Origin of the sequence: Sphingopyxis sp. P1IMeth2 (genome assembly GCF_900185685.1) — a bacterium.
In the GTDB taxonomy this organism is placed as follows: Bacteria; Pseudomonadota; Alphaproteobacteria; order Sphingomonadales; family Sphingomonadaceae; genus Sphingopyxis; species Sphingopyxis terrae_A.
Genome location: NZ_FYAT01000019.1, coordinates 69,341 through 93,246, shown reverse-complemented (window position 1 = coordinate 93,246; position 23,906 = coordinate 69,341). Strand labels below are relative to the sequence as shown.

At 64.1% G+C, this 23,906-nt stretch carries 19 protein-coding genes; 16 read left to right on the top strand and 3 right to left on the bottom strand.

What is annotated here, in order from left to right; all coding sequences use genetic code 11:
• Positions 1-509: IS110 family transposase (locus P1IM2_RS18770; RefSeq protein WP_186403475.1), on the bottom strand; the 509-nt coding region annotated here is incomplete at its 3' end.
• 518 nt (positions 510-1,027) lie between these two features.
• Here P1IM2_RS18770 and P1IM2_RS18765 point away from each other — a divergent pair.
• From P1IM2_RS18765 to P1IM2_RS18730, 8 genes are all read left to right on the top strand, one after another.
• Positions 1,028-3,409 (top strand): TonB-dependent receptor, encoded by a 2,382-nt coding sequence (locus P1IM2_RS18765; RefSeq protein WP_186403474.1) that lies wholly within the window; start codon positions 1,028-1,030, stop codon positions 3,407-3,409.
• A 134-nt stretch (positions 3,410-3,543) separates the two neighbouring features.
• Positions 3,544-5,298: a hypothetical protein gene (locus P1IM2_RS18760; protein WP_186403473.1), complete on the top strand. Its 1,755-nt coding sequence runs from the start codon at positions 3,544-3,546 to the stop codon at positions 5,296-5,298.
• 114 nt (positions 5,299-5,412) lie between these two features.
• Positions 5,413-6,336 (top strand): discoidin domain-containing protein, encoded by a 924-nt coding sequence (locus P1IM2_RS18755; protein WP_186403472.1) that lies wholly within the window; start codon positions 5,413-5,415, stop codon positions 6,334-6,336.
• An 18-nt stretch (positions 6,337-6,354) separates the two neighbouring features.
• The gene (locus tag P1IM2_RS18750; protein WP_186403471.1) at positions 6,355-7,038 is read left to right on the top strand and encodes a fumarylacetoacetate hydrolase family protein; all 684 of its coding nucleotides are present in this window, start codon (positions 6,355-6,357) and stop codon (positions 7,036-7,038) included.
• Between the two features lie 97 nt (positions 7,039-7,135).
• Complete coding sequence (locus tag P1IM2_RS18745) at positions 7,136-8,764, top strand: thiamine pyrophosphate-binding protein (RefSeq protein WP_186403470.1); 1,629 nt, start codon at positions 7,136-7,138, stop codon at positions 8,762-8,764.
• Entirely contained in the window at positions 8,761-10,203 is a 1,443-nt protein-coding gene (locus tag P1IM2_RS18740) for an aldehyde dehydrogenase family protein (protein WP_260834200.1), read from the top strand. Before P1IM2_RS18745 ends, P1IM2_RS18740 begins: the two co-directional genes overlap by 4 nt.
• Entirely contained in the window at positions 10,193-11,440 is a 1,248-nt protein-coding gene (gene kynU / locus P1IM2_RS18735; RefSeq protein ID WP_186403469.1) for a kynureninase, read from the top strand. Before P1IM2_RS18740 ends, kynU begins: the two co-directional genes overlap by 11 nt.
• Positions 11,441-11,457: 17 nt before the next feature.
• The gene (locus tag P1IM2_RS18730) at positions 11,458-12,843 is read left to right on the top strand and encodes an amino acid permease (RefSeq protein ID WP_186403468.1); all 1,386 of its coding nucleotides are present in this window, start codon (positions 11,458-11,460) and stop codon (positions 12,841-12,843) included.
• Here the strand turns inward: P1IM2_RS18730 and P1IM2_RS18725 are convergent.
• Positions 12,798-13,787: a LysR family transcriptional regulator gene (locus P1IM2_RS18725; RefSeq protein ID WP_186403467.1), complete on the bottom strand. Its 990-nt coding sequence runs from the start codon at positions 13,785-13,787 to the stop codon at positions 12,798-12,800. The two genes, P1IM2_RS18730 and P1IM2_RS18725, sit on opposite strands and share 46 nt — an antisense overlap.
• 161 nt (positions 13,788-13,948) lie before the next feature.
• Between P1IM2_RS18725 and P1IM2_RS18720 the strand changes: the two genes are divergently transcribed.
• On the top strand, positions 13,949-14,965 hold the full coding sequence (locus P1IM2_RS18720) for an amidohydrolase family protein (RefSeq protein WP_260834199.1): 1,017 nt from the start codon (positions 13,949-13,951) through the stop codon (positions 14,963-14,965).
• 31 nt (positions 14,966-14,996) lie between these two features.
• Here P1IM2_RS18720 and P1IM2_RS18715 read toward each other — a convergent pair whose 3' ends face one another.
• The gene (locus P1IM2_RS18715) at positions 14,997-15,803 is read right to left on the bottom strand and encodes an SDR family oxidoreductase (RefSeq protein ID WP_062770108.1); all 807 of its coding nucleotides are present in this window, start codon (positions 15,801-15,803) and stop codon (positions 14,997-14,999) included.
• Positions 15,804-15,950: 147 nt separating this feature from the next.
• Here P1IM2_RS18715 and P1IM2_RS18710 point away from each other — a divergent pair, with 147 nt between their 5' ends.
• The 7 genes from P1IM2_RS18710 (at position 15,951) to P1IM2_RS18680 (ending at position 23,757) form a co-directional block, all read left to right on the top strand.
• On the top strand, positions 15,951-16,334 hold the full coding sequence (locus P1IM2_RS18710; protein WP_186403466.1) for a hypothetical protein: 384 nt from the start codon (positions 15,951-15,953) through the stop codon (positions 16,332-16,334).
• Positions 16,335-16,450: 116 nt separating this feature from the next.
• Positions 16,451-16,711, top strand: coding sequence for a hypothetical protein (locus tag P1IM2_RS18705; RefSeq protein ID WP_003052741.1), 261 nt, complete (start codon positions 16,451-16,453; stop codon positions 16,709-16,711).
• A gap of 107 nt (positions 16,712-16,818) precedes the next feature.
• Positions 16,819-19,554 (top strand): preprotein translocase subunit SecA, encoded by a 2,736-nt coding sequence (secA, locus tag P1IM2_RS18700; protein WP_186403465.1) that lies wholly within the window; start codon positions 16,819-16,821, stop codon positions 19,552-19,554.
• Positions 19,555-19,776: 222 nt separating this feature from the next.
• Positions 19,777-21,174, top strand: a complete 1,398-nt coding sequence (locus P1IM2_RS18695) for a circularly permuted type 2 ATP-grasp protein (protein ID WP_186403464.1) — start codon at positions 19,777-19,779, stop codon at positions 21,172-21,174.
• A gap of 71 nt (positions 21,175-21,245) precedes the next feature.
• The gene (locus P1IM2_RS18690; protein ID WP_186403463.1) at positions 21,246-22,187 is read left to right on the top strand and encodes an alpha-E domain-containing protein; all 942 of its coding nucleotides are present in this window, start codon (positions 21,246-21,248) and stop codon (positions 22,185-22,187) included.
• A gap of 2 nt (positions 22,188-22,189) precedes the next feature.
• A complete protein-coding gene (locus P1IM2_RS18685; protein ID WP_186403483.1) occupies positions 22,190-22,993 on the top strand; it encodes a transglutaminase domain-containing protein in 804 nt (267 codons plus the stop codon).
• 32 nt (positions 22,994-23,025) lie between these two features.
• The gene (locus P1IM2_RS18680) at positions 23,026-23,757 is read left to right on the top strand and encodes a peptidase (protein WP_186403462.1); all 732 of its coding nucleotides are present in this window, start codon (positions 23,026-23,028) and stop codon (positions 23,755-23,757) included.
• Positions 23,758-23,906: the final 149 nt, after the last annotated feature.

The window sequence follows — 23,906 nt, the reverse complement described above, 5'->3', positions numbered from 1 at the left end:
TGCACGGCGCGCGGATGCAGATCGCCGAGCATCGCGACGTGCGAGGGACCCTTGGGCGCTACCCAGCCATATTCGGTAAGATGACCTCGGATGGCATTGATCAGCTGGGTGCGCTGCCGCACCAGCAGGTCACGGGTCCGGAACACCAGGCTTGACGCCTGCTGCTCTTCGCTCTTGATCGCCACGAACCGCATGCTCGGGCGCTGGGCGGCCTCGCAAATCGCTTCCGCATCCGCCGCATCATTCTTGTTCCGCTTCACGAACGGCTTCACATACGCGGGCGGGATCAGCTTCACCTTGTATCCCAGCCGTGTCAGCTCTCGGCCCCAATGGTGCGCGCCCCCACAGGCTTCCAGCGCGACCGTACAACGCTGGTGCCCAGCAAAGAACTCCAGCAGCTTCCCTCGGCCGATCTTGCGGCTGAACAGTGCTCGCCCGCTCGCATCCGCGCCGTGCGCATGAAAAACATTCTTCGCGATATCCAATCCGATTATGCTAACTTCCAACACGGACGCCTCCTCTAGTGGTGTGATAACACCTCCACTATGGCACATCGATGCCGCCGGGGGCGTCCACCCCATCACCCCATTTAAGACGCCCAAGTAGCGGAGATGGGACGCGAGGCGCAATCGGCGAGTGATAGCGAAACGGTATCGCTCGTCTTTGCTACGCCGGGCAAGCCATGGCTCCATGCTCATTTCTACGCTGTCAGCCCGATCGAGCGCGTCCCGGCGCGAGGGGTTTGTGCCGCGTGACATGTTGCTTCGATGCGGGCGGGATGGCCGGCATCCGCATATGTCTTTCAAAAAATGGCATCTTCGGGCGCGGGCAGTCGTGTCGGCGGCGGCGGCTGGTGGTCGGCGCAACAAGCGGCATCCCCGATATGGCCATTTTGGAATAGTGATGCGTGCATAATCTATTATATCGATATAATGTGGCGACCTATCCATACCCGGCGATCAACAAGGCCAGTGTCGACAGTGCCGCATTTGAAGGCAAAGGCGCATGGCTGCTCGGGAGGTAGAAAATGGGATCTAGGGGGAATCTGCGCTGGGCGCTTCTGGCAACCGCCGCGGCACAATTGACGCCGGCCACGGCATTTGCGCAATCGGCACCCGACGAGGCTGCGGCCGCGGCACCGGGCGACGAGATCGTGGTGACGGCGCGCAAGCGCGAGGAGAGCCTGCAGGATGTACCGATCTCGGTTCAGGCGTTCAGCAGCGCGGCGCTCGAACGCGCCGGAATCAAGGATTTCTCCGAAGTCGCTTACCGCGTTCCGGGCCTGAAGCTCAGCGCCGAGCGCGCGGTCGATACCGAACTCTTCATTCGCGGCATCGGCTCCGATATTCAGGGCGCGGGCGCCGATGCGGCGGTCGGTATCTTCGTCGACGGCGCCTATCTGTCGCGCGGCACGGGATCGCTGCTCGACCTCTATGACCTTGAACGCGTCGAGGTGCTGAAGGGACCGCAGGCGTTGCGCTTCGGCAAGAGCGTCGTCGGCGGCCTGATCAACTATGTGACCAAGAAGCCCGGCGATACGTTCGAAGGGCGGTTCGAGGCGACCTATGGCAATTACAACCGGCTCGACGTCGCCGGATCGGTGCGCGGGCCGGTGTCCGACACGTTGAGCCTGGGTCTTGTCGCCAGTTCGCGCAGCCATGACGGTTATGCGAAGAATCTGCGCGGCGGCGACGAGGAAGACCAGAATATGCAGTCGGTGCGTGCCCAGCTTCGCTGGCGACCGACGCCATCGCTCGACGCCAATCTGGCTGCCGACTACACCCGCCACCGCGACGGGGCGCGCTGGGTCGATATCCTCATTCCGGGCGACAGCGAGGAAGTGACCTATCTCGGCTATTATGCGCCGACGATCGACAGCCTGCCGGGCTTCGTGCTGCCGGACCGCAACGCGCCCTTCAAGAGCGCCGATCCGCGGTCGGGAAATCATAATTTCACGGGTTTCCAGAATAGCGACATGTACGGGGTCAGCGGCACGATCGACTGGCAAGCCGGCGGCGGGCTCAGCGTGACCTCGCAGACCGTCTATCGCGACAGCTCGCTGAAGGCGCGCGAAGACGGGTCGGGGATGCTTTTCAACTTCCCGATCGATCCCGCGACCAATGCGCCCGACATCACCTCGGCGATGGTCGCCGGGCTCGATACTTATCTCGCCACCGTTCCCGACAGCTATTTCGACAGTGGCAAGGGCGAGGATGTGACGCAATTCTCGCAGGAGCTGCGCCTGCGCTGGGACAATGGCGGTCCACTGCGCGTCGAGGGCGGCGCCTATTATCTGCACGAGAATATCCGCCGCGCCGAGGATGTGAACTTCCTCTTTCCCGACTATCAGGCGATCGAGGAATTCGCATTCGCCATGGCCTATGGCGGAACGCCCGCGACGCCGTCACCGGGATCGAACCACACCGTCACCACCTCGCGCAACGATAATGTCGGCGTCTTCGGCGAGCTCAGCTACAGCATCACCGACAAGCTGACCTTCGAGGCCGGGCTGCGCTATGCCTATGACCACAAGCGCTATTCGAACAACCGCTCCGGCGTGTCGTTCGAGGGTGAGGCCGTCAATTTCGTGGTCGGCGAAACGCGCAGCTGGGATGCATGGTTGCCGAGTGCGACGCTGCGTTTCGAACCGAGCAACGATGTCACGCTCTACGCCCGCTATGCCAAGGGCTACAAGCCCGGCGGCTGGACCGGCGAGGATGCAAACACGCCCGCAGAGGCGCTGGTATCGTTCGACCCGGAAACCGCCAACAGCTTCGAGGTCGGCGCAAAGCTCGCGCTGGCAGGCCGGCGCCTGTTCATCAATGCGGCGGCCTATTACACCAACTATGACAATCTGCAGACCAACCAGTTCCTGTCACCGGGGCCGGGAATGCCGCCTGACAATTTCGTCTTCAATGCGAAGAATGGTACGCGTGCCTATGGCCTGGAACTCGATTTCCAGGCCCGTATCACCGACGCCTTCACCCTGTCGGGCAATTATGCCTATTCGCGCTGCAACTTCACCGGCGAACTGATCATCGACGACGAGGGAACCGATCTCGACGGCAACACCTGCCGCCGCACGCCCAAACATGCCTTCAATGTCGCCGCCAACCTCGACCAGCCGATCGCCGATAATCTGGTGCTCGTTCTGGGTAGCGATTTCCAATATACCGGCGCGAATTTCTTCGACAATCCGAACACGCCAATCCTGAAGTTCGACTCCGAAATCCTGCTCAATGCACGGATCGGCCTGCGCGATGCCGGCGACAAATGGGAAGTGACGGCGTGGGCGAAGAATCTCACGAACGAGCTCAACTTCACCAGCAAGCTCGAATTGTTCGGAACCATCTATTCGACCTACATCCCGCCGCGCACCTATGGCGTGACGGCCCGGTTCCGCTTCTAGGGGCGATGAGGACAACAACGATCGTCATTGCGAGGAGCGAAGCGACGCGACAATCCAGAGTTCGCGTGAGCCGCCCTGGATTGCTTCGCTTCGCTCGCAATGACGATGTGGGTCAATGAGAAGGAGGAATCGTAATGAAGCGCGGTATCAAGATCATGGCGGGGACCAGTCTGGCAGTCGCCGCTCTGCTCAGCGCGACCGCGCCTATGGCGGCGGATTGGAGCGGCAGTCATGCCGACGCGCCGATCGACGTTCGCGATCCCTGGCTGAAAGCCTGGATCGCGGCGACGCCAGACAACCCGCCGAAGGATCCGGTGCCGGGCGTCGATTATGGCATGAATCCCGACGGCAGCTTCCGGCATCCGGTCGCGACCCGATTGACTAACGATCCGCCGTCCTTTCCGGGGCAGCTCGATCATTGGGACCAGAACAGCTATGCCAAGAATGTGAAGGTCATCGCCTTCTATCCTACGGTAACGTCGCCCTGGCATGCGTGGGCGAATGTCGTCGATTTTTCCGGCCGCCGCTATCTTTACACCCACGACCGCGACTATCTGCGCATCCTTGACGTCACCGATCCGCGCAAGGCGAAGATCGTCTGGTCGAAGGGCGGCATATGGAGCGCCAAGGGATCGAGCGAGGCGTGGGATCCGTCGGCGGTCACCGATTATTTCGGCGGCGTCACGGTGGCTTGGAGCAAGAAGCTGCAACGCAATGTCCTGGTCGCCTCCTACGAGATCGGTCGTTTCGGCCTGATGGAGGACAAGCGCCGCGAGCCCACCAAGGTCGCCGCGCAGCGGCACTATAATTCGCTCAAGGGTTTCAAAGTTTTTGTTATGAACGGGCCGACGCCCGACAAATGGGACCTGATCGCGACGCGCACTACCGACTACAAACATCCCGATGCGCCGGTGGGTGAACAGCAGGGATCGGGCGCGCTCGACGCGGCGACATGGTTCGGGGGCAAATATATGCTTCTCTCGTCGGCGCCCGACGACAGCTATTCGCTCACCGAATATCCCGACTATCTCTATTCGCCCGGCTATCAGGTCTGGGACATGGAGGACCCCGCCGATCCGAAGTTCGTTTCGCAGATCACCGTCCCCGGCCAGCGCCTCGGCGATCCCGAGAGCGAGGCTGCGTACCGCGCCAATCCGCGCGCGGGCAACCGGACGAGCTGGATGGGTTCGCGCTATCCGATCGTAACGTCGAAGCCGGTCGAGGCGGGCGGCAAGATCGGCTTCGGCGGCATGGGAGGGCTCGGTTTCTACAGCTTCGATCTCAGCGACCCGGCGAACCCGAAGACGCTCGGCCATCTTTCGGTGCCGCCGAGCTATGCGGGGACCGAGTTCGACAATGTCGATGTCAGCCAATATGACCGCACCGGCTTCGTTTTTTCCAACGGCTATCCGATGAACGAAAGCTGTTACGAGCCGTTCAAGCCGATCTATTCGATCGACGTGCGCGATCCCGCGCATCCGAAGGTCGCGGCGACTTTCCCGCGCCCGACGCCGCCGCCCGAGGCCTCTTTTACCGATTTTTGCCAGCGGCGCGGCAGTTTCGGACCGAAACGGTCGGGCGGGCTGACCCAGCCCCAGCGCGGCCGGCAGGGCCTTGCCATCTATGCCTTTTACAACGCCGGCATCCAGATTTTTGACGTCAAGGACCCGGCAAAGCCGGCGATCGCGGGCTATTTCGTTCCGCGCTTCGCCAATGAAAAGGAAATGCCAGACTATACGTTCGGCAATTCGACGTTTGCGGTCTACACTGAATATGACCGCAACATCATCTGGGCCTTTTCGGTGAACGGCGTCTACGCGCTGTCGAGCCCGCTGCTCGGCAAGCCGAACCTCGGCGCGCCAAAGAATATCTGGCCCGTGCGGAAATAGAAAGTTGTTCGTCACCCCGGCGAAGGCCGGGGTCTCGCCGGGGCGGTGAGACGCGAGGTCGGGATCCCGGCCTTCGCCGGGATGACGGAAGAAATGTTTTAGAAGGACAAACCGATGCGCACAGCCACGATGGGGCTGGCGGGGGCCTTGCTCCTTGCCGGATGCTCGAACACGCCCGGTGAACAGGCACCGGAGGCTCCCGCCGAACCCGCGGGCGACAATATCCTGCATATCAGTTGGGGCGGCATCGCCGAAGCCGACGGGAATGAGGCGAAGCGCCACTGGTCGAACTGGGCGATCAACCTTGTCGACGGCGGGCCTGCCTATGGCTGGCTGTCGGACAAGGGCGTCACGCTTCCGCACGCGCTGAATTTCGAGCTGGCTGGCACCGCAAAGATCGATGCCGTCGCCCTCGACAACCGGTTCGAGCCGGTGGTGCGCGAGGACGGATCGATGTCGCAGACCGCCGAAGGATCGCCGGTCCGGCGTTTCGCGTTGCTCGGCTCGAACAAGGGGCCGCAGGGACCCTATGAAATGCTGGTCGAGGGGGAAGCGAAAGCGGACGCACGAACCGTCGTGAAATTGCCGACGCCAGCATCGGCGCGCTGGCTCCGACTGCGCATCGACAGCAATTGGCAGGGCCGCGGGCCGACGCGGCTTTCCGATCTTGCCGTGCTCGGTACGCTCGATCGCCGCGGCGACGCGGCGGCTCCCGATGCCGATGCGAGCGGCGTCTATTCGCACGAATATGGCCCGATTCTGTTGCGGCAGCAGGGCAATGAGATATTCGGTTGCTACAACGACGGGCTCGGCACGCTGCGCGGAACGGTATTCGGGCGCATCATGCGGCTTGCCTGGTATTCGAAGGAAGAGGGCAGCATCGGCGCGGCGACGCTGGTCGCGGCGAACGGCAAGCTCTATGGCTTCTGGTATCGCCCCGAAGACAAGATGGGCAGCCCGTGGAATGCGGTGAGGGAAGGCGGCCTTGCGGGCGCCGACCTCGGCACGTGTGGCGCGGCGCTCTATCCGTCTTCCTGATATCGAGGACGCCTCTTCATGACTCTGCCATTTGCCGTTGCCGCACCCACCGCCGAGATTGCCGGCAGCGCCGATCGCTTTCCGGTTCGCCGTATTTTTTGCGTCGGCAAGAATTACGCCGATCATGCGCGCGAAATGGGCGGCGATCCGACGCGTGAACCACCCTTCTTCTTTTCGAAGCCCGCCGACGCGCTGGTCGGAGCGACCGCCGACATCGCGATGCCGCCGCGCACCGACAATCTGCATCACGAGATCGAGCTGGTGGTGGCGCTGGACAAAGGCGGTGCGAATATCGCGGCGGCCGACGCTCTGTCGCATATCTTCGGCTATGCCGTCGGCAACGACCTGACGCGCCGCGATCTTCAGGCCGAGGCCAAGGCGGGCGGCCGGCCGTGGGACATGGCGAAGGGTTTCGACCACAGCGCCGTGCTGTCGCCGATCGTCCCCGTGGCCGCGGTCGGTCATCCGGCCAGCGCGCGGATCTGGCTGTCGGTCAATGGCGAGGCGCGGCAGGAGGGCGACATCGCCGACATGATCTGGCCGGTAGCCGACATCATTGCCGAACTGTCGGCCTATGTCGAACTCCGGCCCGGCGACCTGATCTACACCGGCACGCCCGCGGGGGTAGGCCGTATCGTCGCAGGCGATGTCGTCGAAGGCGGTGTCGACGGCATCGGGACCATCGCCGACCGCTTTCTATAACCGCATCGATATATCATGACGGCCATTCGGTATTTTTTGTGTATGGCTTCGGCGCCTAGGCCGGTCGCGAAACTGGCTCTCGGATGAAGGATCGCACATGACATCGACCACAGTCGCCCGCAACGTCGTAACGGGGCTGCGCGATCTGGGCGTCCGCCATATCTTCGGCGTGCCGAGCGGCGGCTGGGTCGATTATATGGAAGCGATCCGCACGACCGACGGTATCGATTTCGTGCTGGCCAGCCACGAAGGCGGGGCGGGCTTCATGGCCGACGTCTGCGGGCGACTGACCGGCGTTCCGGGAGTGTGTTTCGGCACCTTCGGTCCCGGCGCGACCAATCTTGCGACCGGCGTCGGCGGCGCGACGCTCGACCGATCGCCGATGATCGCGCTGACCGACGAGATGCCGGCGCCGCTGCGCGGTCGCACGGTCCAGATGGGGATCGACCATCAGGCGCTGTTCGCGCCGCTGACCAAGGCGACGATGCGGATCGCGGCGGACAGCGCGACCGACACGCTGGCCGAAGCGGCGCGTATCGCGCTGTCGGGGCGCCCCGGCGCGGTGCACGTCGGCCTGCCGCAGGGAATGAGCGCGCAAGCTGTCGAAGCGCAGGCGATCGGTGCGGTCGAGGCCGACCCGCTGCCGATGCCCGACCTCGCCGCGACCGACGCGCTGGTCGCCGCCTTTGCCGCCGCCGAAAAGCCTGTCCTCGCAATCGGTCTCGGTGCCGTTCATGCCGGGGTGCAGGACCGCATCGCCGCGCTCGCCGAGCGCTTCGGCCTGCCGGTGCTGCTCACCCCGATGGCGAAGGGCATGATCGCCGAGGATCATCCGAATTACGCCGGGGTGCTCTTCCATGCGCTCTCCGATATGGTCGGACAGACCCATGCTGAGGCCGATCTGGTCGTCGCGATCGGTTACGACCCGATCGAGTTCAATTACGAAAGCTGGATGAAGGACGGGCTGGCGCTCGCCAGCGTCGACGTCGCGCCCGTCGATATCGACCGCGACAAGCATCCGGTCGCCGCCGAGGTCGTCGGAGCGATCGCGCCGGCGCTCGACGCGCTGCTGGCGCTGCCCGCTGCCAGCAAGGACTGGGATCTCGCCGGGCTCGCGGCACGGAAGGCTGCGATGTTCGCGAAGCTTGCGGGGCGGGACGGCGCCTTCGGGCCTTGCGCGGCCCTCGACGTGCTGCGCGACGTGCTGCCTGACAACGGCATCATGACGTGCGATGTCGGCGCCCACACCCATCTGATCGGCCAGCACTGGCGCACGCCGAAACCCGGTACGCAGATCATGACCAACGGTTGGTCGGCGATGGGATTCGGCCTTCCCGCAGCAATTGCTGCGAAGCTCTGTCGCCCCGATACGCCGGTATGCTGCGTGCTCGGCGACGGCGGCTTCCTGATGACCGCGGGCGAACTGGCGACCGCAGCGCGCGAAAAGCTGCCGCTGGTGATCGTGATCTTCACCGACAACGACCTCGCGCTGATCCGCATCAAGCAGGAAAAGAAATCCAATCCCATCTATGGCACCCCGGTGCGCGCCGAGGGAACGATCGGCGGCCCGTCGCTGTTCGGTGTGCCGGTAACGGTCGCGCGCGATCCGGCGGAATTTCGGGCGGCACTCGACGCGGGCTTTGCCGCGGACGGCCCGGTGATCGTCGAGGCATTGCTCGACAGCCGCGAATATGACGATCTGGTGCTGCGCAAGGATAAGCCATGATGCACGCCGCCTTGGGCAGCGAACGGTCGCTGCTGATCGGCGGCCGCTGGGAAACGGCGGAGCAGGTGATGCCGGTGTTCGCCCCTTGGTCGGGCGAAGCGCTCGGCGCGGTCGCCTGCGCCGATCCGTCGCACGTCGCGCGCGCGGTGGCGAGCGCGCTGCGCGGTGCCGAGGCGATGCGCGATCTGTCGAGCGGAGCGCGGTCGCGCATCCTCCACGCCGCTGCGACCGCGCTGGAGGCGGAAGCCGAAAGCTTCGCCGCCACGATCACGGCGGAAACGGGCAAGCCGATCCGTGCCGCGCGGCGCGAAGTGGCGCGCGCGGTCAACACGCTGCGATTGTCGGGCGAGGAGGCGGTGCGGCTCGCTGGCGAGACGCTTGCCTTTGACAGCTTTCCCGGCGGCGAAGCGCGGTCGGGCCATTATGTCCTGGAACCGGTCGGGGTGATTGCCGCGATCACGCCGTTCAACGATCCGCTCAACCTTATCTGTCACAAGCTCGGTCCCGCCTTCGCCGCGGGCAACGCGGTTGTCCTCAAGCCCGCAGAGCAGGCGCCGCTCGTCGCAATCCGGCTCGCGCGCCTGCTGCTCGCCGCTGGCCTGCCCGGCGAAGCGCTCAACCTGCTCACCGGGCGCGGCGGCGATTTTGGCGACGCGCTGACCGGCCATCCTCACGTCGCGATGGTCAGCTTTACCGGCGGGGCAAAGGTGGCGCAGGCGATCTGCCGCGCGGCCGGGATCAAGCGGCTGGCGATGGAGCTTGGCGGCAACGGTCCGGTGATCGTGATGGACGATGCCGATGTCGGGAGGGCTGCGGCCGCCTGCGCGGCGGGCGCTTTCGGCGCGGCGGGGCAGAATTGCGTCGGGGTGCAGCGAATCTATGTCCATGATGCGATCCATGACGTCTTTCAGGCCGCGCTCGTCGCCGCGACCGAAGCATTGCGCGTCGGCGATCCGCTGGACCCGGCAACCGACATCGGGCCGATGATCGGCGGTGACGAGGCGGCGCGCATCATCGCCTGGGTCGACGAAGCGGTCGCGCGCGGCGCCACCCTGCTTACGGGCGGCGAGCGGGCCGGGGCGCTGGTGCGGCCGACGCTGCTTGCCGATGTTCCGGGCGACGCGCCGGTGGTCTGTCACGAAGCCTTCGGTCCCATCGCGAGCCTGTTTCGCTTCACCGATCTGGACGAAGCCATCGACGCCGCGAACGGCGCCGACTACGCGATACACGCGGCGATCTTCACCGAATCGCACCGCACCGCCCGCCATGCGGCGCGGCGCCTGCGTGCGGCGGGGGTGATGATCAACGATTCGACCGACTACCGCCTCGATGCCATGCCGTTCGGCGGTGCCGGACGCGGGAATATGGGGCGCGAGGGGGTGCGCTTTGCGGCGCGCGAAATGTCGCAGACGAAGGTGATTTGCTACCATGACGCTTGATAGTCTCGATCGCGCCGCCTGTGCCGCCATGGATGCCGCCGATCCGCTCGCCCCCTTGCGCGATCGCTTCGATATCCCGACGGGGATGATCTATCTCGACGGCAATTCGCTGGGCGCGATGCCGAAGGGCGCGGCGGCGCGCGCGCACGACGTGGTGACCCGCGAATGGGGCGCCGACCTGATCAAGAGCTGGAACAGCGCGGGCTGGTTCGACCTGCCGGTGCGCCTCGGCGACAAGCTTGCCCCGCTGATCGGTGCGGGGGACGGCGAGGTAATCGTCTGCGATTCGACAAGCCAGAATCTGTTCAAGGTGCTGTCGGCAGCGGTTGCGCTACGCCCCGAGCGACGGGTGCTGATCCTCGAAGGCAGCAATTTCCCGACCAATAATTACATTGCCCAGGGCGTCGCAGCCGCGACTGGCGGGCGCGTGGAGGTGCGGCTCTGCGAAAAGGACGAGATTGCGGGGGCGATCGACGAGGACACGATCGCGGTCGCGATCACCCACGTCCATTACAAGACCGGGCACATCCACGATATGGCAGCGATCACCGCGTCCGCGCAGGCGGCGGGGGCGCTCGCGATCTGGGATTTGTGCCACAGCGCGGGCGCGATGCCGGTCGACCTGGGTGGCGCGGGCGTCGATTTCGCGGTGGGCTGTACCTATAAATATCTGAACGGCGGTCCGGGCTCACCCGCCTTCCTGTTCGCGGCAAAACGGCACCAGGGTCAGGCGCTGCAGCCCGTGACCGGCTGGTGGGGTCATGCCGCGCCCTTCGCTTTCGAGCCCGGCTATCGGCCGCAGCGCGACATTCGCCAGTTCCTGATCGGCACGCAGCCGATCCTGTCGATGGCGCTGGTCGAAGTCGGTCTGGACATCCATCGCGCCGCTGACATGAACGTGATCCGCGCCAAGTCGATGGCGCTGACCGACCTGTTCATCCGGCTCGTCGAGGAGCGTTGCGCCGGCCATGGCTTCACCCTTGCGTCGCCGCGCGAGGCGGCGGCGCGCGGCAGTCAGGTGTCCTTTGCGCACGCCGATGGTTATCCGATCATGCGCGCGCTGATCGCAGCGGGCGTGATCGGTGATTTCCGCGCGCCCGATACGGTGCGTTTCGGCTTCACGCCGCTCTATGTCGGCTATGCCGATGTCTGGGATGCGGTCGACCGGCTGGTGACGATAATGGATGGCGGGATATGGAAAAGACCCGAGCATCAAATCCGCGACGCGGTGACCTGAGCGCGGGGGCAGGGGGAATGACGATGGATGAACAGGCCTATCTCGACCGCGAGGCGGGGCTCGAGCGCGGACTCAGCAAGGCGCAGATCATCATGATCGGGCTTGGCGGGGCGATCGGCACCGGCCTGTTCATGGGATCGGGCATTGCGATCGGCTACGCCGGGCCGGGCGTCCTGATCAGCTATCTGATCGCGGCGCTGGTCGCGGTCATCATGGTCTTCAGCCTGTCGGAAATGGCGGTCGTCCATCCTGCGGCGGGTTCGTTCGGCACCTATGCCGAAATCTACCTTGGCCCGATGATGGGATTCATCGTGCGCTATACCTACTGGATCCAGCAGGTGCTGCTGATCGGCAGCGAGGCGGTTGCGGTCGGCATCTATATGGGATGGTGGTTGCCCGACACGCCGGTGTGGATGTGGGCGCTGGGCAGCGCGGCGACGGTCGTCTGGGTCAATACGCGCGCGGTGCATAATTTCGGGTCGGTCGAATATTGGCTGACCGTCATCAAGGTGTCGGCGATCGTCGGCTTCATCATCGTGGGCCTGAGCCGCATCTTCGGTATCGTCGGCGATCCGGTCGGGCTGCACAATGTCACGGGGCTCGCTGGCGGTTTCCTGCCCAACGGCTTTTCGGGCGTCTGGATGGCGGTGCTGATGGCGCTGTTTTCGTTCATGGGGCTGGAGTTCGTCGTCGGCACCGCGAGCGAGGCGAAAGACCCGAAAGAGGCGATACCGGCGGCGCTGCGCACGATGGCGGCGCGGCTGTTCCTCTTCTACATCCTCGCGCTGTTCATCATCGTCGCCTTCCTGCCGTGGACGGAGTCGGGGGCGAAGGTCGTTACCGAAAGCCCGTTCGTGAAGATGTTTGCCAGCGCGGGGATCCCCTATGCCGCCGGCATGATGAACTTCGTTGTCGCGACCGCGGCGCTGTCGGCGATGAACACCAGCATCTATCTGGGATCGCGCATGCTCTTTTCGCTCGCGCGCGGCGGCTATGCACCGCGAAAGCTGGGTGAGCTGAATGCGCAGCATGTCCCGATGCGCGCAACGATCGTCACCGGCGTCGGCATCCTCCTCGCCGCCTCGCTGTCGATCCTCACCCCGCTCGCCTATAATTATCTTTTCGGGATCGTGCTGTTCGGTGGTTTGCTCGTCTGGGGTGCGATCCTCGTCAGTCACCTGCGTTTTCGGCGGCGCCATCGCGGCGCCGATTTGCCGGTGCAGATGCCCTTCTTCCCTTATGCCCAGCTTCTGGGGCTGGCGTTGCTGGGGGCGATCGGTGTGACGATGGCGGTCGATGCCGACTGGCAGGTCGCCGTCTTTGCGGGTGGTCCCTGGCTGGTGCTGATCGCTGCTGCCTATTTCGTCTGGCGGCGCGTGTCGCCCTCGGCGGAAGCCGGCTGATCCTGCCCCAGTTCGCTGCGGATTTCCGCGGCGACCTCGTGGACGACGTCCATGAAATAGGCGGCGGCCGCCGACAGTTCGACATTGGCATGCGTCGTGGCGCCGATCCGCGAACTGGCGCCTTCGAGTGTCACGGGCAGCGCGACGAGACCCGCCTGACCGATCCCCACCTGATGCGGCATCGCCGCCACCATGTCGGTGCTCATCAGCAGGGCGTGATTGGTCAGGATAGACACCGATTCGATCACGTCGAGCGGCGGTTCCAGATCTTCGTGGCGAAAGGCCTGGTCGATCTGGCGGCGCAGCGATGTCTGCGTCGGCGGCATCACCCACGCCTGATCGACCAGGTCGGCGAGCGTCAGCGCGTCACGCTGCGTCAGCGGATGGCCGGCGCGCACCATGATCGATACGGTGTCGAGGTACAGCACATCCTGCTTCAACCCCTCGCGCTCGCGATATTCGGGCAGGCGGCCGAGCACGACGTCGATGTCACCGGTGCGCAGGCCGGGCATCAAGCGGTCGATCGTGCCTTCGGCGACCGTCACCGCGATCCCGGGACGCCGCTCGCGCAGCCGCGCCAGCGCGCGCGGTAGCAGCGATGTCGATGCCGCAAGCAATGTGCCGACATGGACGCGCCCCGACAGACCTTCTTCCAGCGACTGCAGTTCCTCGCCGGCATGGCGAAGCTGCGCAAGGATCAGCTTGCCATGCTTGATCATGACCGCACCGAAATCGGTCGGGGTGACGCCGCGCGAAGAGCGTTCGAAGAGCTGGACGCCCAAGGCGTCCTCCAACTCCTTGATGCTCTTCGTGGCCGCGGGCTGGGCGATGTTGAGCGCCTGCGAGCCTTTGAGCACCGTGCCTTCGTCGGCGATGGCGGTCAGCAGCCGCAACTGACGCAGCTTCAGGCGTCCGAGCAGGAAATTCTCGTGAAATTTTGGCATGATGTATCTCCCACCCGGTTCGGACAGGATATAGCCATTTTGTAATAGCGAGGGCAAGTCTCGGGATTATTGTTGATAGCTACCCGCCGTTACTCAACCGCATGGCCCGCGCGCTTCGGCGACCCGCGGGGTGTTTGAAGGACAAGGGTGCGGCGACAATCATGATGGACAATCCAGCGCAACGGGCGGCCGTGATCGACATGCACAGCCACTTCTTTCCGGCGATGGATGCCGCCTATCGCGCCCGCGCCGAAGCCGACGGCCTGCCGTGGCTGCGCGATGACGGCGACGGCACCGGCTTCATCATGTCGGGCGCCAAGATGTTCCGCCCGGTCGACGATATATTGTGGAATCCCGCGCGCCGCGTCGAAGCGCTCGACCAGCAGGGGATCGACTTGCAAATCATCTGCGCGACGCCGATCATGTTCGGCTATAGTCGCCCTGCCGGGCAGGCGCTCGAATGTGCGCAGCGCTTCAATGACGCTGCGCTCGAATTTTGCGGCCACGCGCCGCATCGGATGAAGGCTCTGGCGCAGGTGCCGTTGCAGGATATCGACCGCTCGTGCGGCGAGGTCAGCCGCGCGATGGAATGCGGCCATCTTGGCGTCCAGATCGGCAATCATATGGGGCTGCGCAACCTCGACGATGAAGGCATCCTGACCTTTCTCACCCACTGCGCCGAAGTGGGTGCGGCGGTGCTCGTCCATCCGTGGGACATGATGGCGCGCGAACGCATGCCCAAATATATGCTGCCCTGGCTCGTCGCGATGCCCGCCGAGACGCAGCTTTCGATCCTGTCGCTGATCCTGTCGGGCGCGTTCGAGCGCCTGCCGAAAAGCCTGCGCATCTGTTTCGGTCACGGCGGCGGCAGTTTCGCCTTTCTGCTCGGCCGCGTCGAAAATGCCTGGAAATATCGCGACATCGTCCGTGTCGATTGCCCGAACCCGCCCTCGACCTATGTCGATCGCTTTTTCGTCGATTCAGCGGTGTTCGACCCGCGCGCGCTGACCCTGCTCGTCGAAGTGATGGGCGAAGACCGTGTGTTGCTCGGTTCGGACCACCCGTTCCCACTCGGCGAACAGGACATCGGCCAGCTCGTTCGCGATCACAGCGGTCTGTCGGGCGCGCAGAAGGCCAAGATATTCAGCGGCAATTCGCGCAGGTTTCTGAATCTGTAGCGCACACCGTCTTTCGCACCCGACCGGCGCGTCAATGCGCCGCCGCGCCGCCGAGGCCGTCGATCTTCTTCGATTGCTTGGCGATCAGGCCGGGGAAGAAGCGCGCGAGGCGGCCGAGGCGGCGCGCCATCTTGCCGACGGGGACATGCACGCGGTCGCCGTGAACGGCATCCCACGCTGCCTTTGCGACATCTTGCACCGGCGAGATTTCGAAACCGCTCGCCGACAGGCGGTCGCGGGCCGGCTCGTTGCTGTCGGCGCTGACCTGGTCGAGCAAAGGCGTGTCGATGAAGCCGGGCATCAGCGAGCGAACCTTGATCCCGTATTTGGCGAACTCGATCTCCAGCCCCTCGGTCAGCCCGCGCACCGCGAACTTCGTCGCCGAATAGACGGCAAGCCCGGCGACGCCATAGAAGCCCGAGGCCGATCCGGTGTTGAGGATCGCCGATCCGGGGGTCGCGCGCAGCAACGGCATCGCCATGTAGATGCCGTTGACGACGCCGCCGAAATTGATCGCAATCAGCCGGTCCGCCTCTTCGGGCGGCATGTCGAGGAACTGGCCGCCCGATCCGATACCGGCGTTGTTGAACAAGACGTCGAGGCGACCGCCGCTCGCGGCTGCGAATTCGGCAAGGGCAGCTTTCCATTGGTCGCGGTCGCGTACGTCCATGACGTGGCGCGACGAGGCGCCGTCGGGAAGCAGCGCGGCGGTTTCGTCGATGCCCTGCTTGTTGACGTCGGCGATCCCGACGAACCAGCCCTGCGCCGCAAAATATTGCGCGGTGGCGCGGCCGATGCCTGATCCGCCGCCGGTGATGAATATCGCCTTCCGTGCCATCCCGTCCTCCCTGACATGATTGTCAGTAGAGAACAGGCGAAGTTGACGCGCCCGTCAAGCGCAATCGCGGCGCCCGGCGCAAACGGGCTTTGACAGCGATGCGCGCGGCGATATGGAGCAGGTGGGGTCGCAGGGGAGTATCAGACGATGAACAAGCTGTTTTTGGGCGCCGCACTGGCGGTCGCTTCGATCCCGGCGGCCGCAACCGCACAGGCTCCGAATGCCGCGCCGACGATCGGCGACTATGTCGCGGCCATGCGAACGACAATCGGAACGGTATTCGAGGGCGGTATCCAGATTCAGGCCGTGGATGCCGAGGACAATACGCTGGTGATCACCGTAACCGGTCCCGACGGATGGCGAGCCGACGCAACGCCGCAGCAGGTTTCCGATGCCCTCGTCATAGGCTTCTGCGAAACCTCGCCCGAATTCTTCCGGTCCAGCCACATCACGATGCGTGTCGATTCGATCGATACGAAGGCGAAGCAAAAGGGGCCGCTGGTCTCCGACTGTCCTTCGGGCGGCACGTGAAGGCGGCACGGGCCGTCACGCCGCCTCTGGACCTTCGCGCCTTTTCACCCTATGTTCATGCAGCAGCGCGTTATATGCAGCGCGTTGGATTGGAATAGGGGCGATTCTTGCGGTTATTGCTGACCCTTTTGGCGCTGCTCACCGGCTTCGCGACCGCGGACCGGGCGATGGCGGCGCCTGCCACGCCCGTGGCAATGGGGTCGCTGGTCCTGCTCGCCGAAAGCGCGAACAAGGCCGAGGCGAGCGATAGCGAACGCCGACCAACCACCGCTACCCCGACCCGCCGCACGACGAGCGGCGGCAGCGGCAAGCCGCGCAAGGCGGCCCCGCCGCATCTTCCCGGCCTCCTCACCGGCAGCGACCGCGCGCTCGAATAGCCTTTTGGCGATGCCCTGACGGGCCAGGCTCCGAATGATCGGGGCCTTTTTCTGCATATTCGTGCGGCGCGTCCGCCACCCTTTTCGATAATCCAAGGAAATCCGCCATGTTCGGCAGCATTGCCAAGAGCCTGTTCGGCTCGTCCAACGACCGCTACGTCAATTCGATCCGCAAGACCGTCGCCAAGATCAACGCCTTCGAGCCCGAAATGGAAGCGAAGAGCGACGAGGAATTGAAGGCGCAGACCCCGAAGTTCCGCGCCCGGCTCGATGCCGGCGAAACGCTCGACGACATCCTGCCCGAAGCCTTTGCGACGGTTCGCGAAGCGGCAAAGCGCACGCTCGGCATGCGCCATTTCGACGTGCAGATGATTGGCGGCATCGTCCTCCACCGCGGCGAAATCGCCGAAATGGCGACGGGCGAAGGCAAGACGCTGATGGCGACTTTGCCCTGCTATCTGAATGCGCTCGAGAGCAAGGGCGTTCACGTCGTCACCGTGAACGACTATCTGGCCCGCCGCGACGCCGAATGGATGGGCACCGTTTATGGCTTTCTGGGGCTGACCACCGGGATCATCGTTCCCAACCTCAACGAAACCGAACGCCGCGCCGCCTATAACAGCGACATCACCTATGCGACGAACAACGAGCTGGGTTTCGACTATCTGCGCGACAACATGAAATATGACCGCGGCCAGATGGTCCACCGCCCGTTCAATTTCGGCATCGTCGACGAAGTCGATTCGATCCTGATCGACGAAGCGCGTACGCCGCTGATCATCTCCGGCCCGACCGACGACAAATCCGAACTCTATATCCGCGTCAACGACGTGGTCCTTCAGCTCGGCGAAGAGGATTATGAGAAGGACGAAAAGGCGAAGTCGATCAGCCTGACCGAAGAAGGCACCGAGCATGTCGAGCGATTGCTCGAAAACGCCGGGCTGCTCCAGGGCAGCAATCTCTACGATATCGAGAACACGCAGGTCGTCCATCACGTCAACCAGGCGCTGAAAGCCATCGTGATGTTCCGCCGCGACACCGACTATATCGTCAAGGACGGCAAGGTCGTCATCATCGACGAATTCACCGGCCGCATGATGGATGGCCGCCGCTGGTCCGACGGCCTGCACCAGGCGGTCGAGGCGAAGGAGGGCGTGAATATCGAGCCCGAAAACCAGACGCTCGCCTCGATCACTTTCCAGAATTATTTCCGCATGTATCCCAAGCTGTCTGGGATGACCGGCACCGCGGCGACCGAGGCGGCCGAATTCTTCGAAATCTACAAGATGAACGTCGTCACCATCCCGACGAACCGCCCGATCGCGCGCATCGATGAGGAAGATGAATTCTACAAGAATATCACCGACAAGTTCGGCGCGATCGCACGCACGATCCGCGAGGCGAACGAGCGCGGCCAGCCGGTGCTGGTCGGCACGGTGTCGATCGAGAAGTCCGAGCTTCTGTCCTCCTATCTCGAAAAGGAAGGCGTGCCGCACAGCGTCCTCAACGCGCGCTTCCATGAAAGCGAAGCGCATATCGTCGCGCAGGCCGGCCGCGCCGGCGCGGTGACGATCGCGACGAACATGGCGGGCCGCGGCACCGACATCAAACTCGGCGGCAGCGAAGAATTCCGCATCGAGGACGAGCTGAAGGACATGCCCGAAGGCGCCGAACGCGACGCCGCCGAGGCGCGCATCCGCGAGGAAGTCGCCGCCGAGCGTGAGGCGGTGAAGGCCGCCGGCGGGTTGTTCGTGCTCGCCACCGAGCGCCACGAAAGCCGCCGCATCGACAACCAGCTGCGTGGCCGTTCGGGCCGTCAGGGCGACCCCGGCCTGTCGAAATTCTACCTCTGCCTCGACGACGATCTGCTTCGCATCTTCGGTCCCGACACGCTGTTCGCCAAGATGATGAACAAGAATCTCGAGGATGGCGAAGCGATCGGATCGAAGTGGCTGTCGAAGGCGATCGAGACCGCGCAGAAGAAGGTCGAGGCGCGCAACTACGACATCCGCAAGCAGGTGGTCGAATATGACAACGTCATGAACGACCAGCGCAAGGTGATCTACGAACAGCGCGGCGAGATCATCGACAGCGAAACGGTCGATGACGCGATGACGGCGATGCGTGCCGAAACGGTCAATGCGATCGTCGCCGATGCGTGCCCGCCGGGCAGCTATCCCGAGCAATGGGACATCGAGGCGATGAAGGAGCGGGTGGCGAACATCCTCGACCTCAGCCCGCCGTTCGATGAATGGATGCAGGAAGATGCGGTCGATGCCGAAATCTTCGAGGAGCGCATCCAGCAGATGGCCGACGCGGCTGCGGCCGAAAAGGCGGCGCAGGTCGACCAGGAAAGCTGGCGCGGTATCGAAAAGTCCATCCTGCTCCAGACGCTGGACCATCATTGGAAGGACCATCTCGCGACGCTCGACGCATTGCGGCAGGCGATCTTCCTGCGCGCCTATGCGCAAAAGCAGCCGATCAACGAATATAAGGCCGAGGCTTTCGGGCTGTTCGAACGGATGCTGCAGAATATCCGCGAGGATGTAACGCGCACCGTGGCGCGGATCGATTTCCAGTTCCAGGAACCCGAACCGATGCCGCTGCCCGACCTGCCGGACTTCCTGACCACGCACATCGATCCCTTCACGGGCGAGGACAACAGCGCCGATATCGACGGCGGCTCGCTGGGCGTGATCGCCGACACGCTGCCGCCGATGCAGGTGCCGCGCCCCGATCTTCCCGAAGGCGAAAATCCCTATGCCGCGCTGGAGATCAGCCGCAACGCGCCGTGCCCCTGTGGTTCGGGCCGCAAGTACAAGCACTGCCACGGGCAGCTTTGACGGCATAGGACGGCGGGGCCGCGCGCCGATGCGCGCGGCCCTTCGCGCCGTGATGAGGCCGCTTGCCATCGCGCGGCGGCGCGATTAGCATCTTTCCCATAAGCTTGGTGGCCGCGTAGCCGCCGGGCGACGTAGCAGGTCGGAACAGGGCGCCGCGTTTATCGTGCGCGGTTGGCGTGGCTGTTGCGTGGAAAGGGTCGGAGCATTTCCTTCTTCGACGAGATGATGACCGGGGATGGCGGGACCAGGCCGCCCTTTCGCGAATATTGCGAATGGTTCGACGCCGAGGATGCCCAGCGCATCCAGCGCAAGACGCAGCAGGCCGAAGCCTTTTTTCGCACCACAGGCATTACCTTCAACGTCTATGGCGAGGCCGACGCCGACGAGCGGCTGATCCCGTTCGACGTCGTGCCGCGGATCATCGCGGCGGGCGAATGGCGCCGCCTGTCGCGCGGGATCGAGCAGCGGGTGCGCGCGCTCAACGCCTTTCTCTACGATATCTATCACCGGCAGGAGATTTTGCGCGCCGGCCGGGTGCCGACCGCGTTGATCGCGCGCAACGATGCCTTCCTGCCGATGATGATGGGCATGGATCCGCCCGGCGGCGTCTATACCCATATCAGCGGCATCGATATCGTCCGCACCGGCGCCGACGAATTCTATGTGCTGGAGGATAATGCCCGCACTCCGTCGGGGGTGTCCTACATGCTCGAGAATCGCGAAACGATGCTCCAGATGTTTCCGGAGCTGTTCGCGAAAGTACCGGTGCGCGAGGTCGGCGACTATCCGATCAACCTCCTGAAATCGCTGTCGGCCTGTGCGCCGCCGATGTGCGGCGGTACGCCGACCGTCGCGGTGCTGACGCCGGGCATCCACAACAGCGCCTATTTCGAGCACAGCTTCCTAGCCGATCAGATGGGCGCCGAACTGGTCGAAGGGCATGACCTGCGCGTCGTCGATGGCCGGGTCGCGATGCGCACGACGCAGGGCTATCGCGCGATCGACGTCCTTTACCGCCGCGTCGACGATGATTTCCTCGACCCGCTGAATTTCCGTCCCGATTCGATGCTGGGGGTGCCCGGGATATGGGACGTCTATCGCGCGGGCGGCATCACGATTGCCAATGCGCCGGGGACCGGGATCGCCGATGACAAGGCGCTCTATAGTTACATGCCCGACATCATCGAATTCTACACCGGCGAAAAGGCGCTGTTACCCAACGTGCCGACGTGGCGATGCAGCGAGCCCGAACATCTGCGCGAGGTGCTCGACCGGCTTCCCGAACTGGTGGTGAAGGAAGTGCACGGGTCGGGCGGCTATGGAATGCTCGTCGGGCCGACCGCGAGCCGGAAGGAAATCGCCGCGTTCCGCGCCAAGCTGGAGGCAAACCCCGGCAATTATATCGCCCAGCCGACCCTGTCGCTTTCGACGGTGCCGATCTTCACCAAAAAGGGCCTTGCGCCGCGACATGTCGATCTGCGTCCCTTTGTCCTGATGTCGCCGCAGGGCATCACCATCACCCCCGGCGGCCTGACGCGCGTCGCGATGACCAGGGGGTCGCTGGTCGTGAACAGCAGCCAGGGTGGCGGCACCAAGGACACCTGGGTGTTGGAGGACTGATGGGGATGGCGCTTGGCACGGGGATCGGTTTCAACCCCCTCCCGCTTGCGGGAGGGGAGGGAGGCGCGCCCATGCTAGGCAAAACCGCAGGCAGCCTCTTCTGGATGGCGCGCTATCTTGAACGAAGCGAGAATAATGCGCGGCTGATCGACGCGGGCTTTCGCATCGCGCTCACGCGGTCGCAGACGGCGCCCGCTGAATGGCGCTCGATATTGGAGACCGCGGGGGTCGATCAGGCATTCCTGGCGACGCACGATGATTACAGCTCGGCGCGCGTCGTCGATTTCCTGCTGCGCGACCCGGCCAACCCGTCGAGCATCCTGTCGATCGTCAAGCACGCGCGCGACAATGCGCGCACCGCGCGTACCGCGCTGACGCGCGAGGTGTGGGAGGCGGTGAATACGAGCTGGATGACGTTGGCCGACCTGCTCAAGCGGCCGGTGCGCGAAGACGATCTGCCCGACGTGCTCGCCGCGATCCGTCAGCAGAGTGCGCAGGTGCGGGGTGCGCTGACCGGCACGATGCTGCGCAACGATGGTTATAATTTCGCGCGGCTGGGCACTTTCCTCGAACGCGCCGACAACACGGCGCGTATCCTCGACGTCAAATATTATCTGCTGCTGCCTTCGGTCGCGCATATCGGCACCTCGATCGACAATGTGCAGTGGGAAACGATCCTGCGGTCGGTCTCGGCGCACCGCGCCTATCGCTGGCTTTACGGGGCCGAGATCAGCGCGCTCAAGATCGCCGAATTCCTGATCCTCTATGGCCAGATGCCGCGCAGCCTCGCCTTTTGCTGCGCCAAGATGCAGGACAATCTTGCCTGGCTCCAGCGCGGCTATGGCGAAGAGACCGAGGCAGGGCGGATGGCCGATGCCCTGTGCCGGCAAAAGCTCGCGGGGCCGATCCAGGCGATCTTCGATGGTGGCCTGCACGAATATCTGACCGATTTCCTGTCCGCCAATTCGGCGCTCGCGATGCAGATCGAGCGCGATTACCGTTTCGTGGAGTGACGATGTTCCTGCGTGTCGATCATACCACCCATTATCGCTATGACGCTCCCGTCGGCTATGCGCTGCAACAACTGCGCCTGACCCCCAAGGACCGGCCGGGCCAGCAGAGGATCCACGACTGGACGATCGAGGTCGAGGGCGGGGAAAAGCAGCTCCATTATGTCGATCATCACGGCAATGGCGTCGATCTGATCGCGGTGCACGGCGGCGATGCCGAACTTGTCATCCGGTGCCACGGCGCGGTCGAACTGCTCACCACCGACGGGGTGATCGGGGCGCATCGCGGGGCGATGCCGCTGTGGATCTTCCTCCGCCCGACGCCGCTTACGCGTGCGGGACGGGGCGTGCGCGCGCTGACCGCCGGATTGGGCCGCGACTTCGCGAACGATATCGAACGCGCGCATGCGCTGTCGGCGGCGATCCTCGACCGGCTGGCCTATCGCATCGGCGTCACCGATGCCGAGACGACCGCCGAACAGGCGCTGGGGGGCGAGGGCGGGGTGTGCCAGGATCACGCCCATATCTTCATCGCCGCGATGCGCCATCTGGGCCACCCGGCGCGTTATGTTTCGGGCTATCTCAGCATGGACGACCGCACCCATCAGGATGCCACCCACGCCTGGGCCGAGGCGCATTTCGACCATATCGGCTGGATCGGCTTCGACGTCAGCAACGGCCATTCGCCCGACGAGCGCTATATCCGCGTCGCGACGGGGCTCGATTATCGCGATGCCGCCCCGGTTCGCGGCATGCGCTATGGTGCGGCGCAAGAAAATCTGGTTGTCCAATTGCAGGTGCAGCAATAATCGGGACATCACAGGGGCGGGACGGGGATTCGATGACCTATTGCGTGGGCATGCGTTTGAACAAGGGGCTGGTGTTCATGTCGGACACCCGCACCAACGCCGGCGTCGACGACATATCGCAGGTGCGCAAGATGCGCAGCTGGCACGTGCCGGGCGAGCGTGTGATCACGCTGATGTCGGCAGGCAATCTGGCGACCACGCAAGCGGTCGTCAGCCTGCTCGACGAGCGCACCAAGGCACCCGAGGAACGCCAGCCGTCGATCCTGCAGGCGCCGTCGATGTTCCAGGTTGCGACGATCGTCGGGGAAACGCTGCGCCAGATCGTGCTGCGCTACGGCGCCGAAGGGCCGGCCGCCGAATCGATCTTTCGCGCCTCGTTGATCGTCGGCGGGCAGATTGCCGGCGCCGAACCGCGCCTGTTCCTGATCTATCCCGAGGGCAATTTCATCGAAGCGGGGGAGGATAATCCCTTCTTCCAGATCGGCGAAACCAAATATGGCCGCCCGATCATCGTGCGGTCCTACGATTCCGCTATGTCGTTTGAGGATGCGGTCAAGCTGCTGTGCGTCTCGTTCGATTCGACGATCCGCGCCAACGCCGGGGTCGATCTGCCGATCGACCTGAAGGTCCACGAACGCGACGATTTCCACGGCGTCCACGAACGCCGTTTCGAACGCGACGATCCCTATTTCCACAATGTGTCGCACGGCTGGGCCGAAGCGCTGGGCATCGCGCTGGCCGAACTGCCGGACTTTCATTTTTGACCGCGCTCCGCAGGAGATTCTGGCTTTCCGAGACGAGGATGTCCGAGCGCAAATGACATTAATATTTGCAATATAATTAATAGTCTAAGTCTCGTTGACATAAATTATTTTGGATGAGACAAGTGGCGGTCGCCTGAGACAGAGCTAGG

Coding starts and splice junctions, on each gene's coding strand:
- P1IM2_RS18765 (WP_186403474.1), top strand. CDS start 1,028: ATGGGATCTAGGGGGAATCTGCGCTGGGCGCTTCTGGCAACCGCCGCG.
- P1IM2_RS18760 (WP_186403473.1), top strand. CDS start 3,544: ATGAAGCGCGGTATCAAGATCATGGCGGGGACCAGTCTGGCAGTCGCC.
- P1IM2_RS18755 (WP_186403472.1), top strand. CDS start 5,413: ATGCGCACAGCCACGATGGGGCTGGCGGGGGCCTTGCTCCTTGCCGGA.
- P1IM2_RS18750 (WP_186403471.1), top strand. CDS start 6,355: ATGACTCTGCCATTTGCCGTTGCCGCACCCACCGCCGAGATTGCCGGC.
- P1IM2_RS18745 (WP_186403470.1), top strand. CDS start 7,136: ATGACATCGACCACAGTCGCCCGCAACGTCGTAACGGGGCTGCGCGAT.
- P1IM2_RS18740 (WP_260834200.1), top strand. CDS start 8,761: ATGATGCACGCCGCCTTGGGCAGCGAACGGTCGCTGCTGATCGGCGGC.
- kynU (WP_186403469.1), top strand. CDS start 10,193: ATGACGCTTGATAGTCTCGATCGCGCCGCCTGTGCCGCCATGGATGCC.
- P1IM2_RS18730 (WP_186403468.1), top strand. CDS start 11,458: ATGACGATGGATGAACAGGCCTATCTCGACCGCGAGGCGGGGCTCGAG.
- P1IM2_RS18725 (WP_186403467.1), bottom strand. CDS start 13,787: ATGCCAAAATTTCACGAGAATTTCCTGCTCGGACGCCTGAAGCTGCGT.
- P1IM2_RS18720 (WP_260834199.1), top strand. CDS start 13,949: ATGATGGACAATCCAGCGCAACGGGCGGCCGTGATCGACATGCACAGC.
- P1IM2_RS18715 (WP_062770108.1), bottom strand. CDS start 15,803: ATGGCACGGAAGGCGATATTCATCACCGGCGGCGGATCAGGCATCGGC.
- P1IM2_RS18710 (WP_186403466.1), top strand. CDS start 15,951: ATGAACAAGCTGTTTTTGGGCGCCGCACTGGCGGTCGCTTCGATCCCG.
- secA (WP_186403465.1), top strand. CDS start 16,819: ATGTTCGGCAGCATTGCCAAGAGCCTGTTCGGCTCGTCCAACGACCGC.
- P1IM2_RS18695 (WP_186403464.1), top strand. CDS start 19,777: ATGATGACCGGGGATGGCGGGACCAGGCCGCCCTTTCGCGAATATTGC.
- P1IM2_RS18690 (WP_186403463.1), top strand. CDS start 21,246: ATGCTAGGCAAAACCGCAGGCAGCCTCTTCTGGATGGCGCGCTATCTT.
- P1IM2_RS18685 (WP_186403483.1), top strand. CDS start 22,190: ATGTTCCTGCGTGTCGATCATACCACCCATTATCGCTATGACGCTCCC.
- P1IM2_RS18680 (WP_186403462.1), top strand. CDS start 23,026: ATGACCTATTGCGTGGGCATGCGTTTGAACAAGGGGCTGGTGTTCATG.